12 protein-coding genes are annotated in these 14,826 nt (G+C 67.0%); 5 read left to right on the top strand and 7 right to left on the bottom strand.

What is annotated here, in order from left to right; all coding sequences use genetic code 11:
• Positions 1-3: 3 nt before the first annotated feature.
• Entirely contained in the window at positions 4-666 is a 663-nt protein-coding gene (locus tag ACLIME_RS01915) for a hypothetical protein (RefSeq protein WP_124768930.1), read from the bottom strand.
• Positions 667-1,175: 509 nt separating this feature from the next.
• Positions 1,176-2,447: a DUF222 domain-containing protein gene (locus ACLIME_RS01910; protein ID WP_411558076.1), complete on the bottom strand. Its 1,272-nt coding sequence runs from the start codon at positions 2,445-2,447 to the stop codon at positions 1,176-1,178.
• Positions 2,448-2,635: 188 nt separating this feature from the next.
• Between ACLIME_RS01910 and hrpA the strand changes: the two genes are divergently transcribed.
• On the top strand, positions 2,636-6,511 hold the full coding sequence (hrpA, locus tag ACLIME_RS01905) for an ATP-dependent RNA helicase HrpA (RefSeq protein ID WP_411558075.1): 3,876 nt from the start codon (positions 2,636-2,638) through the stop codon (positions 6,509-6,511).
• 92 nt (positions 6,512-6,603) lie between these two features.
• On the opposite strand, the gene ACLIME_RS01900 is transcribed toward hrpA, so the two are convergent.
• Positions 6,604-7,455, bottom strand: a complete 852-nt coding sequence (locus ACLIME_RS01900) for a sulfurtransferase (protein WP_411558074.1) — start codon at positions 7,453-7,455, stop codon at positions 6,604-6,606.
• A gap of 199 nt (positions 7,456-7,654) precedes the next feature.
• On the opposite strand from ACLIME_RS01900, the gene ACLIME_RS01895 reads away from it, so the two are divergent.
• The 3 genes from ACLIME_RS01895 to ACLIME_RS01885 all read left to right on the top strand — a co-directional run bounded on the left by ACLIME_RS01895 (position 7,655) and on the right by ACLIME_RS01885 (position 9,107).
• Positions 7,655-8,287, top strand: a complete 633-nt coding sequence (locus tag ACLIME_RS01895) for a flavin reductase family protein (protein WP_411558768.1) — start codon at positions 7,655-7,657, stop codon at positions 8,285-8,287.
• Positions 8,288-8,382: 95 nt separating this feature from the next.
• The gene (locus ACLIME_RS01890) at positions 8,383-8,763 is read left to right on the top strand and encodes a DoxX family membrane protein (RefSeq protein ID WP_079705419.1); all 381 of its coding nucleotides are present in this window, start codon (positions 8,383-8,385) and stop codon (positions 8,761-8,763) included.
• Between the two features lie 128 nt (positions 8,764-8,891).
• On the top strand, positions 8,892-9,107 hold the full coding sequence (locus ACLIME_RS01885; RefSeq protein ID WP_191940724.1) for a hypothetical protein: 216 nt from the start codon (positions 8,892-8,894) through the stop codon (positions 9,105-9,107).
• An 88-nt stretch (positions 9,108-9,195) separates the two neighbouring features.
• Here ACLIME_RS01885 and nrdF read toward each other — a convergent pair whose 3' ends face one another.
• The 4 genes from nrdF to nrdH form a co-directional block, all read right to left on the bottom strand.
• Positions 9,196-10,170: a class 1b ribonucleoside-diphosphate reductase subunit beta gene (gene nrdF / locus ACLIME_RS01880; RefSeq protein WP_056007612.1), complete on the bottom strand. Its 975-nt coding sequence runs from the start codon at positions 10,168-10,170 to the stop codon at positions 9,196-9,198.
• A gap of 222 nt (positions 10,171-10,392) precedes the next feature.
• Positions 10,393-12,498, bottom strand: a complete 2,106-nt coding sequence (gene nrdE / locus ACLIME_RS01875; protein WP_079706251.1) for a class 1b ribonucleoside-diphosphate reductase subunit alpha — start codon at positions 12,496-12,498, stop codon at positions 10,393-10,395.
• A gap of 23 nt (positions 12,499-12,521) precedes the next feature.
• A complete protein-coding gene (nrdI, locus tag ACLIME_RS01870; protein ID WP_056011404.1) occupies positions 12,522-12,881 on the bottom strand; it encodes a class Ib ribonucleoside-diphosphate reductase assembly flavoprotein NrdI in 360 nt (119 codons plus the stop codon).
• A gap of 138 nt (positions 12,882-13,019) precedes the next feature.
• Positions 13,020-13,253: a glutaredoxin-like protein NrdH gene (nrdH, locus tag ACLIME_RS01865; protein ID WP_056007615.1), complete on the bottom strand. Its 234-nt coding sequence runs from the start codon at positions 13,251-13,253 to the stop codon at positions 13,020-13,022.
• A 354-nt stretch (positions 13,254-13,607) separates the two neighbouring features.
• Between nrdH and ACLIME_RS01860 the strand changes: the two genes are divergently transcribed.
• On the top strand, positions 13,608-14,816 hold the full coding sequence (locus tag ACLIME_RS01860) for an MFS transporter (protein WP_411558073.1): 1,209 nt from the start codon (positions 13,608-13,610) through the stop codon (positions 14,814-14,816).
• Positions 14,817-14,826 lie beyond the last annotated feature (10 nt).

Genomic DNA, 14,826 nt, shown 5'->3' with positions numbered 1-14,826 from the left:
CGGTCACGCCGCCGATCGGTGGGCACGCCGACGGCGGGTCGCCTCGAGGAACGTCGCGTACACGAGGAACCCGCCTCCGCCGGCGATGGCCATGATGAGCGCGTTGCCCGGCGAGCCGAAGAACGGCGCGGCCATGCCGACCACGATGATCCAGATGCCCATGCCGTACATGAGGCGGTCGCGCCAGACTGCTCCACCTGCGAGGTACAGCAGACCGACCACGAGGCTGTAGATGGCCGGGTAGAAGATGGCGGCGAGTGCGGGCGCCATCCCGGCAGCGAACAGAGCGCCGCCGAACACCGCCGCTGCCGTGCACCCGATCGCCCAGGCGATGCCGTACATGGTCCCCTGCACCTGCTGTGCTCCCTGGATCCCGCGAGACACGCGGGAGCCGATGATCGACGACGAGACGATGCCGCCAACCATCAGGATCCCGAAGAGCCACCCGGCGACCGCCGGCGGGGTGGTGAACCAGGGGTTCTCGTCGCTCGCGGACCAGAGCGCGAGGAACCCGACGGTCCACGCGACACCCCAGATGTACACGATCGCGATGGTGGGCCTCGTGAAGATGTCGTCGACACGGCTCGCCTGTCGCTCCTGCAGAGCGAGCATGGCGGCCGGGTCGAGCGCATCCGAGCCGTCGGTGGGTTCCATCGGTGAAGTCATATCTACTTTGTAACGCAAACCACTCTGCGAAGCAACCCTGTTTGCCATACAGCGTTCAGACCTGCCCGCTTCACGCCGAGGTGCCACAGCCCGACTGCCCTTCGACTGGCTCAGGGACCGGGTTCATCCGGCCGCCCCTCTCCCACCCGCCCTTCGACAAGCTCAGGGACCGAATCACCTTCAGTGAACCTCTCCCGGTCACTGAGCCTGTCGAAGTGCGGCACAGCTCGGGGACCGAAGCGGTGCGGACAGACTTCTCCCGGTCACTGAGCTTGTCGAAGTGCCCACGAGGACGCCTCATCATCCCGGGCACACCCCTCCCGGTCACTGAGCTTGTCGAAGTGCCCACGAGGACGCCTCATCGTCCCGGGCACGCCGGTCCCGGTCACTGAGCCTGTCGAAGTGCCCACGAGGGCACCTCATCGTTCCGAGCACACCTCTCCCGGTCACTGAGCTTGTCGAAGTGCCCACGAGGAACCCCTTCGACAGGCTCAGGGACGGGCGGGTGGTCAGAACGGGGCGGGGTCCGGTTCAGTCCGATACTGCTTCCCGTCGGGTGTCGTCCACTCGAGTACCCCACCGGGCTGGTGGTCGAGGTTCGATCCGGGAAGATGCTTCATCCGATGGTGATGTCGGCAGAGACAGGCGAGATTGCCGACATCTGTCGTCCCGCCGTCGTCCCACGCGACCGAGTGATCGAGGTCGCAGGCCCGGGCTCGCCTGCCGCAGCCTGGTGCGCGACAGGTGCCGTCCCGCAAGCGGACCGCGCGTTGCAGGTCGGCCGGGACCCGGTATTGATTCCGCCCGACGGAGAGGACGGCGCCGGTTTCCGGCTGGACGAGGATCCGGGTGAAGCTTGGTGCGTTCACCGCGATGCGAGCCGCGGTCTCGGGGTCGATCGGGCCGTACCCGTCGAGCATCGCCGGGGCATCGCTCACGCCCGCCATGCTGAGCGCCGGCACCGTGATCTGCACCGTGGGCTTGATGTGCTCCTGCACCTCGATCGGATGCGGGAGCACCGGGCTCGACATCACGTCTTCCGGTGTCACGCCGGTGAGGGCGAGGGTTGCCAGGGCGTCCGCTTGCAGCTGCGCGCACGTGCGGGTGTCGCCTGTAGCGCGCGACTCCGCCGCGGCTGCTTCGACGCGCTCGACGAGCCCCTGGGCGATCGGCGCCGTGGTGAACAGGTGCACCCACGCCATGCCGTCAGCCGCAGGTTCGAACTCGACGCGGCGGTCTGCCTCGGAGCGGACAGCGCGGGTGGTGATGGATTCCGGGTGGAGCCGCTCCCGTAGGACGCGGGCGCGGCTCTTGAGGCCTGCGGCGGTCATGCGCTCCGCCTCTGGCAGGACCTGGTCGAGGAACGCTGCGCGGCCTGCGATCGGGACGTCGCTGAGTTGGTCGGTGATCACCTTTGCATGCCAGGCCGAGATGCGGCCGGCCTCGAGTGACGCCAGCACCGCCGGTGCCTCGTTCACGAGACGTTCGGCGTCGTTCGTCGCACGCTGGACTGTCCGCTCGGGCGTCCGGGTCGCCATCGCGAGGGCCGCGCAGGTGGATCGTCGGGAGAGGGCCTGACGCTCGGCCGGCGGGAAGATGGCCGGGACTGTGGCGTCCGCGAAGGCGTCGGCGTAGGCGGCGGAGCGGGCGAGGAGGCGCGCCTTGCGTGCGTCCAGGACGGCTTGTTGCCGGTGGATCTCAGTCCACTCGTCCGAGAATTGCGCGAGTTGCGCGGCGTATTCGTCGCCGACGCGGGTCGCGGTGCGGGTGGTCTCGGTCATGGAACAAGTCCACCATGGACCACTGACATTCCAGATGCTGAGTTGGGCTGGTTGGGGAAGTTCCTCGTGGGCCCTCCGACAAGCTCAGGGACCGAAGGAGGTTGCTCAGGGACCGGAGGAAGGGTTCGCCGGATCGGGAGGCCCGGAGCGGCAGCACACCGCGTCCAGCCCGATACGATGGAGGGCTGATGTCCGACCTCCGAATCTCCTACCCGCCCGAGCTGCCGGTCAGTGCCGCTCGCGCGGACATCGCGCGTGCCATCAGCGAGCACCAGGTCGTCATCGTCGCGGGAGCGACGGGTTCCGGCAAGACCACTCAGCTGCCGAAGATCTGCCTCGAGCTCGGTCGCGAATCCATCGGGCACACGCAGCCCCGACGACTGGCCGCGCGCACGATCGCCGAACGCATCTCGGAGGAACTCGGCCAGGAGCTCGGTGGCGTCGTCGGCTACCAGGTCCGGTTCACCGATCAGGCGTCGAAGGCGACGAAGATCAAGCTGATGACCGACGGCATCCTGCTGAACGAGATCCACCGCGACCGGATGCTGCGCAAGTACGACACGATCATCATCGACGAGGCACACGAGCGCAGCCTCAACATCGACTTCCTGCTCGGCTACCTCAAGCAGCTCCTCCCCCAGCGCCCTGACCTCAAGGTCATCATCACGTCCGCGACGATCGACCCGGAGAGCTTCTCGAAGCACTTCGACGGAGCGCCCATCGTCGAGGTCTCCGGCCGCACGTACCCGGTCGAGATCCGCTACCGGCCGCTCGTGGCCGACGAGCCCACGGACGACGATGAGGACGCCCCCGAGTCCGAGGCCGCCGACCGCGACTACCTCGAAGGCATCAACACCGCCCTCGACGAGCTGGCGCACGAGTCGATGGGCGACGTCCTCGTCTTCCTGTCCGGTGAGACGGAGATCCGCGACGCAGCCGACGCCATCCGCGGCCGCAACCTGCCCGGCACCGAGGTGCTGCCGCTCTACGGCCGGCTCTCCTCCGCCGACCAGCACCGCGTGTTCCAGCCATCGACCGTGGCAGGCCTCCGCCGGCGCATCATCCTCGCGACGAACGTGGCCGAGACGAGCCTGACGGTGCCCGGCATCAAGTACGTGATCGACGCCGGAACCGCCCGCATCTCGCGCTACAGCGTGCGCTCCAAGGTGCAGCGACTCCCCATCGAGGCGATCTCGCAGGCGTCGGCGAACCAGCGTTCGGGTCGGTCCGGCCGCACGAGCGACGGCATCGCCATCCGCCTCTACTCGGAGGACGACTTCGCGAAGCGCCCGGAGTTCACCGAACCGGAGATCCTCCGCACGAACCTCGCCGCGGTGATCCTCCAGATGATCTCCCTCGGCCTCGGCGACATCGCCGCCTTCCCCTTCCTCCAACCGCCGGACGCCCGCGGCATCAAGGACGGCGTCGATCTGCTGTCCGAACTCGGCGCGATCGAGACGCGCACCTTCGCCGACGGCTCACCTCGCGGCGGCGGTCCACGTCTCACGCGGGTTGGGCGCGACCTCAGCCGCCTGCCGATCGATCCGCGGTTCGCGCGCATGGTCGTGGAGTCGAAGCAGCACGGGGTGTCGCGGGAGGTGCTCGCGATCGTCGCGGCGCTTACCATCCAGGACCCACGCGAACGACCGCTCGAGCACCGGCAGAAGGCCGACGAACTGCACCGCCGGTTCGTCGACCCGACGAGCGACTTCCTCGCCCTCCTGAACCTCTGGAACTACCTCGAGGAGAAACAGGACGAGCTGTCGTCGAGCGCGTTCCGTCGGCTCTGCAAGAACGAGTTCCTCAACTACCTCCGCGTCCGCGAGTGGCACGACGTCTACCGCCAGCTGCGCCAGCTCGCGAAGCCCCTCGGCCTGACGATCAACGAGCCGGCGGTGAACCCCGACGGCATCCACAAGTCGCTCCTCGCGGGGCTCCTCTCGCACATCGGGCTGAAGGACCAGACCGTCGCTCCGGTCCTGAAGGGCCGGAACGCTCCACCGGTGACGAAGACCGCGAAGAAGGGCGACTACATCGGTGCCCGCCAGACGCGCTTCGTCCTCTTCCCAGGGTCCGCGCTCGCGAAGAAGCAGCCGAACGCCGTCATGAGCGCGGAGCTCGTGGAGACGAGTCGGCTGTTCGCCCGGACCAACGCCTCGATCGACCCGGCGTGGGCGGAGCAGATCGCCGGCGACCTCTGCAAACGCTCGTACAGCGAGCCGCACTGGGAGAAGAACCAGGGCTCCGCCGTCGCCTTCGAGAAGGTGACCCTCTTCGGCGTACCGATCGTGCCGCGCCGCCGGGTGCAGTTCGGTCGCATCGACCAGGAGCAGGCCCGTGAACTGTTCCTGCGGCACGCGCTCGTCGACGGCGAGTGGACCCACGACATCGGTCGCGACAAGCTGTTCGACTTCCACCGCGCGAACCGACGACTGCGCAAGGAGCTGAGTGAGCTCGAAGAGCGGACGCGACGCCGCGACATCCTCTTCGACGACGAAGCCGTCTTCGACTTCTACGACGCCCGCGTCCCTGCCGAGATCTCGACGACGCGGGGCTTCGAGTCCTGGTGGCGCAAGACGCGCGTCGACCAGCCCGAGCTGCTCACGATGCGCCAGGAGGACCTCCTCCCCGAGGACGCTCCGGCGGTGGATGAGGACCGCTTCCCCGCCGAGTGGGTGCAGGCCGACCAGCGGTTGAAGCTCAGCTACCGTTTCGAGCCCGGAAGCGACGACGACGGCGTGACGGTCATCGTCCCGCTCGCCCTGCTCGACCGGCTCTCGCCCGCGGGCTTCGACTGGCAGGTCCCCGGTCTCCGTCGGGACCTCATCACGGCGATGATCAAAGCGCTCCCGAAAGCCCTGCGTCGGAACATCGTGCCTGCGGCCGACTGGGCGGCGAAGCTGCTCGCCGAGCTCCCCGCCGACGTCCCGGCGGTGGCCCCCGGCAGTCCGGCCGCCGAGGACTCGTTCGCCACCCGTCTCGCGAACGCGATCAAGCGGCTCTCCTACATGGACATCACCGCCTCGGACTTCGAGATGGAACGCGTCCCCGAGCACCTGCTCGTGACCTTCCGGGTCATCGACGAGCGCGGCCGGACGCTCGCCAGCGGCAAGGACCTCGTCGAGCTGCAGCAGCGCCTCAAGCAGCGCACGCGGGCGAGCGTCGCCAAGGTCGCGGCCGCCAGAGTGCCCAACGCCATCGAGCGCTCCGGGTTCACCAGGTGGGACTTCGACGACCTCCCCCGCTTCATCGACATCCGCCAGGAGGACGGCGTGATCCGCGGCTACCCCGCGATCGTCGACGACGGCACGAGCGTGTCGATCCGGATCATGAGCACGGAGGCCGACCAGGCCCGCGCCATGCCCGCGGGGGTGCGCCGCCTCCTCCTGCTCGCGATCCCGTCCCCGACGGCGTATGTGCAGCAGCACCTCAAGGCCAACGAGAAGCTCGCGCTCGCGACGAGCCCCTACCGGTCGACGCCGGCGTTGTTCGAGGACTGCCTCGCCGCCTGCATCGACGATGTCCTGTTCCGTGTGGTGCCCGACGGACAGGTGTTCTCCCGACTGCAGTACGAAACGCTGCGCGACCGCGTGTCCGCCTCGGTCATGGACCGGATGTTCCAGACGGTCGCCATCGTCGCCCGCATCCTGCAGGCCGCGCGCGACACGGAGAAGGCCATGAAGGCGGCGACGAGCATGACGCTGCTCGCGGCGCTCACCGACATGCGGAGCCAGCTCGACGGACTGGTCTTCCCGGGCTTCGTCTCCCGGACGGGCTCAGCACGACTCGAACATCTGCCCCGCTACCTCGCCGGCATCCGTTACCGCGCCGAGCGACTGACGGACAACCCGAACCGCGACCGGGTGTGGATGACGGAGGCGCAGACGGCGTCGGCGCGGTTCGAGGCCGCCGGCGGCACGATCCCACTGCCCGCCGAGGCTCCGGAGCACCTCGTGAAGGCCCGGTGGATGCTCGAGGAGCTCCGGATCAGCCTGTTCGCCCAGCAGCTGGGCACGGCCGAGTCGGTGTCGTTGCAGCGCCTGCAGAAGGTCCTCGCGGGCTAGCGATCCCCGGTCCCTGAGCTTGTCGAAGGGCCCCGGTCCCTGAGCCTGTCGAAGGGCGCATCTCGACAGGCTCGATGACCGGGGTCAGCGATTCAGGCCTCGGAACCCGTCGCCACCGGACGCTCCGGGTGGTTCGCCCACTCGCTCCATGACCCCGGGTACAGCACCGGTTCGAAGCCGGCCAGGGTGAGCGCGACCGCGTTGTGCGCCGCGGTCACCCCGCTGCCGCAGTAGGTCGCGACCGTCGCGTCCTCAGGCACGCTCGCGGCGAGGAACTGCTCGCGGAGAGTCTCAGGCGACAGGAATCGGCCGTCTGCGCCGACGTTGGCGGTCGTCGGTGTGCTGAGCGCTCCGGGGATGTGACCGGCCCGAGGGTCGATCGGTTCGACCTCGCCCCGGTACCGTTCGCCCGCACGCGCGTCGAGCAGCACCCGTCCCTCGCCCGCCCACGTCGCGGCGGTGTCGATGTCGATGGTTGGCAGGACACCCGTCGTCAACGTGACCGTCCCGGGTTCCGGGACGACCTCGCCGCGCTCCACGGGCAGTCCGGCGTCCGTCCACGCCCGGAACGCGCCGTCGAGGATGCGGACGTCCGCGATGCCGGCGTTCCGCAGCACCCACCAGGCTCGTGCTGCCGACAGGCTCTTGAGATCGTCGTAGACCACGACCACGTCGCCCTCGTCGACGCCCCACGATCGCGCGGACGCCTGGAGCGCCTCGCGATCGGGCAGGGGGTGACGGCCTCGGACGGCCGGTTCTCCGGTCGGTACGTGGTCAGCCAGCTCGTGGTCGAGGTCGACGTACACCGCGCCGGGCAGGTGACCCTCGAGGTAGGCGGGCCGTCCGTCCGGTGCGTCGAGTCGCCACCGCACGTCCAGGACGCGCACCGGCGTCTCGGAGGCGATCAGAGCGGCGAGGTCGTCCGGGGCGATGAGGATGGGCATGCGTCCAGCGTACGCACGCGAGGTCGACGCGACCCACGCCCGACCACTCGGTCGCCGTCACACCGGGTAACAGAGTTGCAGCTCCGGCCGGATGAGCGAAACGTAGCCTGTGCAGCGTCCACCGAATCGGCGTTGCAGCAGTCGTCCACAGCCGTTCGAAGGATCCCCCGTGAGCTCAGTCCACCCGGCAGCCGCCTCCGTGACCACCTTGCCGTCCCCCGTCGACGGTGGCGAGGCCGCCCCCGGTTTCGCCTCCCTGTCCCCCGACGACTTCAAAGCGGCCTTCCGTCAGCACCCGGCCGGCGTCTCGGTCATCACCGCGGACGACGGCAGCGGGCCGGTGGGACTCACCGCCACCTCGGTCTTCTCCGTCAGTGCGGAACCGCCGCTCCTCGTCTTCTCCGTGTCGTCGCTGTCCTCGAGCGCGCCGACCATCACCGCGTCCGACACCGTCGTCGTCCACCTCCTGGGTTCCGAGCAGCTGCACATCGCGAAGCTCTGCGCGACGAGTGGGATCGACCGTTTCGCCGACACCTCCATCTGGGACCGCCTGCCGACGGGCGAGCCGTACTTCACGGGCAACGGCGTCTGGATCCGCGGACGCATCGTGAACCGCATGGAGGCGGGCACCTCGACGGTCATCGCGGTGCACGCACTGGAGTCGAGCGTCTCGCAGCCGCGAGCGGCCGAGGAGCCGGTCCGGGCCGAGCCTGCTGCCGAGGCGCCCGCTCCCGCCGCCCCGACGTTCAGCCCCAGCTTCGACGGCGCACCGCTCGTCTACCACAACCGCACCTGGCACCGTCTCGACGCGAACTCGCAGATCGACGGCTGAGCGGCCTGCTGCTGGACATCTGTGCACTCCAACCCGCCGTCGGTCCACCGATCTCCGGATAGCGTGGTGACATCACCATCGTCGAGAGGACCCTCATGGCTGGATCGAAAGCCCGCACCGCCGCACGTCTGCTGCTCGGAGGCGCACTCGTGTTCGCCGGCATCAGCCACCTGACCTTCGCTCGGAAGGACTTCCAGGCGCAGGTGCCGGAATGGGTCCCGATCGACGAGGACACCACCGTGCTCGCCTCGGGCGTCGTCGAGATCGCCCTTGGTGCGGCACTCGCCTCAGGCGTGAAGCGGACGGCCGTCGGCAACCTCGCCGCGGCCTTCTTCACCGCGATCTTCCCGGGCAACCTCTCCCAGTGGCTCAACCGCCGCGACGCCTTCGGTCTCGACACCGACAGCCGGCGGTTCACCCGGCTCTTCTTCCAGCCCGTGCTCATCGCCTGGGCCCTCTGGTCCACCCGCCGCTGACCACCAGCCGTCGCTGAGTCGCCCGAATCTGCGCGTTTCCGCGTCGGATTCGAACATCCGCGGGCGAGTCAGCGGCGCACGGCGGATCGCCAGGTAGGGTCGAGGACACCAGAGCCACAGGGAGAACGATGCTGACGACCGAAGCGACCATGGACGAGCTGCTCGTCGCCGAATCCGTCGAGACGCCGAGCGCCGGACGCAACGGTGTCGTGAGTCTCGTCTCACTCGTCGTCATCCTCACGATCGTGGTCACTGCGATCGCGGCGCTCTTCCTCCCGGTCGTCCAGGGCGCGACGGCGTTCTTCTACTTCTTCCTGGCTGGCTTCGGTGGCCTCGGCGGCTGACGCCGCTATACGCGCAACGCCTGAGGGCCGGATGGAATCGTGGATTCCATCCGGCCCTCAGGCGTTCAGCGCAGCGACTGCGCGGTGACTAGAAGTCCCAGTCCTCGTCTTCCGTGACCACGGCCTTGCCGATCACGTAGGAGGAGCCGGAGCCCGAGAAGAAGTCGTGGTTCTCGTCGGCGTTCGGGGAGAGCGCCGACAGGATCGCCGGGTTCACGTCCGTGACCGTCTTCGGGAACATGGCCTCGTAGCCGAGGTTCATGAGCGCTTTGTTGGCGTTGTAGTGCAGGAACTTCTTCACGTCCTCGGTGAGGCCGACCTCGTCGTAGAGGTCCTGCGTGTACTGCACCTCGTTGTCGTAGAGCTCGTAGAGCAGCGAGAACGTGTAGTCCTTGACGTCGTCGCGCTCGGCCTGCGTCAGCTTCTCGAGTCCCTTCTGGAACTTGTAGCCGATGTAGTACCCGTGCACGGCCTCATCGCGGATGATCAGGCGGATCATGTCGGCCGTGTTGGTGAGCTTCGCGCGGCTCGACCAGTGCATGGGCAGGTAGAAGCCCGAGTAGAAGAGGAACGACTCGAGCAGGGTCGAGGCGGCCTTCCGCTTCAGCGGGTCGTCACCGTGGTAGCGGTCGAGGACGATGGACGCCTTCTTCTGCAGGTTCGGGTTCTCGACCGACCAGCGGAACGCCTCGTCGATCTCCTTCGTGCTGCTGAGCGTGGAGAAGATCGAGGAGTAGCTCTTCGCGTGCACCGACTCCATGAACGCGATGTTCGTGTAGACGGCCTCCTCGTGCGGGGTGATCGCATCGGGGATGAGGGCGACGGCGCCGACGGTGCCCTGGATCGTGTCGAGGAGCGTGAGGCCCGTGAACACGCGCATGGTGAGCTGCTGCTCCTGCGGCGTCAGGGTGTTCCACGACTGGACGTCGTTCGACAGCGGGATCTTCTCGGGCAGCCAGAAGTTGTTGACGAGGCGGTTCCAGACCTCGACGTCCTTCTCGTCCTCGATCTTGTTCCAGTTGATCGCCTGGACGCGGTCGACCAGCTTGAGCTTCTCTGACATGAATTGGTGTCCTCTATCGGGAAGTGGGGTTGGCCCTTCGACAGGCTCAGGGACCGGTGATGCTGATGGCCCTCGACGGACCGGTGATACTCGTGGCCCTCGACGGACCGGTGATGCTGATGCCCTTCGACAGGCTCAGGGACCGGGGTCGGGCTCAGTGACCGGGACCGGAATCCCGGTCACTGAGCCTGTCGAAGTGCGGATGACGAAGCGCGAAGCTCCTTAGAGCATGCAGCTGACGCAGCCGTCGACTTCCGTGCCCTCGAGCGCGAGCTGGCGGAGACGGATGTAGTAGATGGTCTTGATGCCCTTCTTCCACGCGTAGATCTGCGCCTTGTTGATGTCGCGCGTGGTGGCGGTGTCCTTGAAGAACAGCGTCAGCGACAGACCCTGGTCGACGTGCTGCGTCGCGGCGGCGTACGTGTCGATGATCTTCTCGGCACCGATCTCGTAGGCGTCCTCGTAGTACTCCAGGTTGTCGTTCGTCATGAACGGAGCCGGGTAGTACACGCGACCGAGCTTGCCTTCCTTGCGGATCTCGATCTTCGACGCGATCGGGTGGATCGACGACGTGGAGTTGTTGATGTAGGAGATCGAACCGGTCGGCGGGACGGCCTGGAGGTTCTGGTTGTAGATGCCGTACTCCTGGATGGACGCCTTGAGGGCCGTCCAGTCCGCCTGCGTCGGGATCTGCACGCCGGCCTGCTCGAAGAGCTCGCGGCCACGAGCCGTCTCAGGCTCCCAGACCTGGTCGATGTACTTGTCGAAGAACTCACCCGACGCGTACTGCGAGTCGGCGAAACCGTCGAAGGTCTCCCCGCGCTCCTTGGCGATGAGGTTCGAGGCGCGCAGCGCGTGGAACACCACCGTGTAGAAGTAGATGTTCGTGAAGTCGATGCCCTCGGGGCTGCCGTAGTGCACGCGCTCGCGGGCGAGGTAGCCGTGGAGGTTCATCTGGCCGAGGCCGATGGCGTGCGACTTGTCGTTGCCGTCCTCGATCGAACGCACCGAGGAGATGTGGCTCTGGTCGGACACGGAGGTGAGGCCGCGGATGGCGGTCTCGACCGTGCGACCGAAGTCGGGCGAGTCCATCGTGAGCGCGATGTTCAGCGAGCCGAGGTTGCAGGAGATGTCCTTGCCGATCTCCTTGTACGAGAGGTCCTCGTTGTAGGTGGTCGGCGTGTTGACCTGGAGGATCTCCGAGCAGAGGTTCGACATGTTGATGCGGCCCTTGATGGGGTTCGCCTTGTTCACCGTGTCTTCGAACACGATGTACGGGTAGCCGGACTCGAACTGGATCTCCGCGATGGTCTGGAAGAACTCGCGGGCGTTGATCTTCGTCTTCTTGATGCGGGAGTCGTCGACCATCTCGTGGTACTTCTCGCTCACCGAGATGTCGCCGAAGGGCACACCGTAGACGCGCTCGACGTCGTACGGGGAGAACAGGTACATGTCCTCGCCCTTCTTCGCGAGGTCGAAGGTGATGTCGGGGACGACGACGCCGAGGGACAGCGTCTTGATCCGGATCTTCTCGTCGGCGTTCTCACGCTTGGTGTCGAGGAAGCGCAGGATGTCGGGGTGGTGTGCGTTGAGGTACACCGCGCCGGCGCCCTGACGAGCACCGAGCTGGTTCGCGTAGCTGAAGGAGTCCTCGAGGAGCTTCATCACGGGGATGATGCCGCTCGACTGGTTCTCGATCTGCTTGATCGGTGCACCGGACTCACGGATGTTCGACAGCGAGAGCGCCACGCCGCCGCCACGCTTCGAGAGCTGGAGCGCGGAGTTGATGCCACGGGCGATCGACTCCATGTTGTCCTCGATGCGGAGGAGGAAGCAGGAGACGAGCTCGCCTCGCTGGGCCTTGCCCGAGTTGAGGAAGGTGGGCGTCGCCGGCTGGAACCGACCCGCGATGATCTCCTCGACGAGCGCGACCGCGAGCTGCTGGTCGCCGTCGGCGAGACCGAGGGCGGTCATGACGACGCGGTCCTCGAAGCGCTCGAGGTACCGCTTGCCGTCGAAGGTCTTCAGCGTGTACGAGGTGTAGTACTTGAACGCGCCGAGGAAGGTCTGGAAGCGGAACTTCTTCGAGTAGGCCAGGTCGTTGAGCTCCTGGATGAAGTCGAACGAGTACTTGTCGAGCACTGCCTGCTCGTAGTACTCCTTCTCGACGAGGTAGTCGAGCCGTTCCTTCAGCGAGTGGAAGAAGACGGTGTTCTGGTTGACGTGCTGGAGGAAGTACTCCCGCGCGGCCTCACGGTCCTTGTCGAACTGGATCTCGCCGTTCGGGCCGTAGAGGTTGAGCATCGCGTTGAGCGAGTGGTAGTCCATCTGGCTCGTCGACGGTGCGTCGATCACTGAAACTGGCGCTGCTGCCAAAATGATTCCAATCCATTGTGGACGGTGGTGACATCGTCCTGGGTTCCGAAGAGTTCGAAGCGGTACAGGTGCGGGACCTTGCATTTGCTGGCGATCACGTCGCCGGCGAGCCCGTAGGCTTCACCGAAGTTCGTGTTGCCGGCGGCGATGACCCCGCGGATCAGGGAGCGGTTGGCCTCAACGTTGAGGAACCGGATCACCTGTTTGGGCACCGCTCCGTCGCCGTTGCCCCCGCCGTAGGTGGGGGTCACGAGGACGTAGGGTGCCGTGGCGTGCACGGCTTCGTCTTTCGCATACAGCGGGATCTGCAACGAGGGCAGGTCGAGCTTCTGCATGAAGCGATGCGTGTTGCCGGAAATGCTGGAGAAGTAGATCAGCCGTGGTTGCACGGGTGGCCTCCTCGTCGACGTCCGGACGGTCGGATGGTGCGGTGCTGCTGGAGCCGGCTCATGATGACGCCTGCGACCGTGGGCTCAAGCCAGACGTGCGGCGAGCTCTTCGATCTTGTCGGGACGGAAGCCCGACCAGTGGTCTTCCTCGGTGATGACGACCGGTGCCTGCAGGTAGCCGAGGGCCTTGACCTGCTCGAGCGCGTTCTCGTCGACCGAGAGGTCCAGGATGTTGTACTCGATGCCCTTGTTGTCGAGTGCGCGGTAGGTCGCCGTGCACTGCACGCAACTGGGCTTCGTGTAGACCGTGATTGCCATGGTTCTTCGTGCCTTCCCCTCAAAAATCTGGTGATTCCCGCGGCGTCCTGCGCCGGGGTTCCAATACTACATATAGATGGGGACCTTCAGGTCGACCACAAGGGCTAGTAGTTACAGCCCTGTAGTTTTCCACCGGGTTCTCCACCGTTTCGGGCGAGTTATCCACCGGTTCTCCACTGGGTGCAACGCTCGCGGGCGACGCGAAAATCCCGGAATCACGCCCTTTTCTCCCCCGGTTGAGGGATATCTATCCACAGGTGAAATTCTCGTCCGCACCACCGACATCGGATGTGCGCTTGGGCGTGTCGTGGGCGTGTCGCGCGCGTCGGTACCGGTCCCTAGACTGGTCTCCTTGTGAGCAGCTATCGTGACCTCCTTCGAACCCCCGGCGTGGCACGGATCATCGCCGCACAGCTCACCGCGCGGTTCCCGTTCGGCATGCTCTCGCTCGCCTTCCTCCTCCACATCGAGCAGGTCACCGGCTCGTACGGTGCGGCCGGTCTGGTCCTCGCCGCGACGAGCATCGGCCAGGCCATCGCCGGTCCCCTCACCAGCCGGTGGATGGGCGTCTGGGGTATCCGCAAGGTCCTCCTGCTCACCCTGGCCGTCTGCGCCGCCTCCGTCACGACCATCGCCGTCGTCCCGATGTCGGTCCCGGCCTACATGGCCGTCGGTCTCGTCGCCGGCCTGAGCACACCCCCGGTGCAGCCGGCCGTCCGCACCATCTACCCGAAACTCGTCACCTCCCAGCAGCTGACCCCGCTGTTCTCCCTCGACGCCTCGGCACAGGAGATCATCTGGGTGCTCGGCCCCGTCGTCACGACGTTCGTGTCCACTCAGGTCGGCACGGTCTGGGGCATCGCACTCGCCGCGGTCATCATGGTCGTCGGCTGTCTGTGGTTCATCTCCTCACCGGAGGTCGGGCGCGTCCGCATCCCCAAGAGTCGTCGCAAGCTCGGCCAGGTCCTCAAGCGTCCTCCCGTGCTCCTCGCCACGGTCGTCGGCTTCCTCCTCATCGGTGCGTGCTCGGCGGTCGAGGCGGGCGTCGTGGCGACCTTCGGGCACGACGGCCTCGAGGCGGGCATCGTCCTCGCGATCTTCTCCGTCGGCTCCCTGGCCGGCGGTCTCGCGCTCGGACACACCCCGATCGGCCCGTACGCCCTGGCGCGACGCATCTTCATCGTCTTCGCCGGACTCGCGATCGCGAGCCTCTTCCTCAACGCCTGGTGGCTGTCGGTCACCCTCTTCGTCGCCGGCATCGGCATCGCTCCGGCCCTCGCCGTGCTGTTCGCCATCGTCTCGGCGAGCGTGAAGTTCAGCGACACGGCCGAGGCCTACGGCTGGGTCGGCACCGGCCAGCTCATCGGTGCCGCGATGGGGTCGGCGGCGGCCGGCTTCCTCATCGACGGCTCCGGAGCGGTCGGCGCGTTCTGGGTCGCCGGCGTGTTCGCGCTGTTCGGCTTCGTCATCCCGTGGATCGGTCACCGGTGGCACCCCGACCTGCGCGGCCGCGATGCGAGCCCCATCCCCGACACCGAGCCGATCAACACCCACCCGTCCTGAGCCGCCCTGC

Origin of the sequence: Plantibacter sp. MPB07, assembly GCF_046619465.1 — a bacterium.
GTDB classification, from domain to species: Bacteria; Actinomycetota; Actinomycetes; order Actinomycetales; family Microbacteriaceae; genus Plantibacter; species Plantibacter auratus.
Note: the sequence above shows the minus strand (reverse complement) of the source record. Positions and strands in the feature narration are given on the sequence as shown.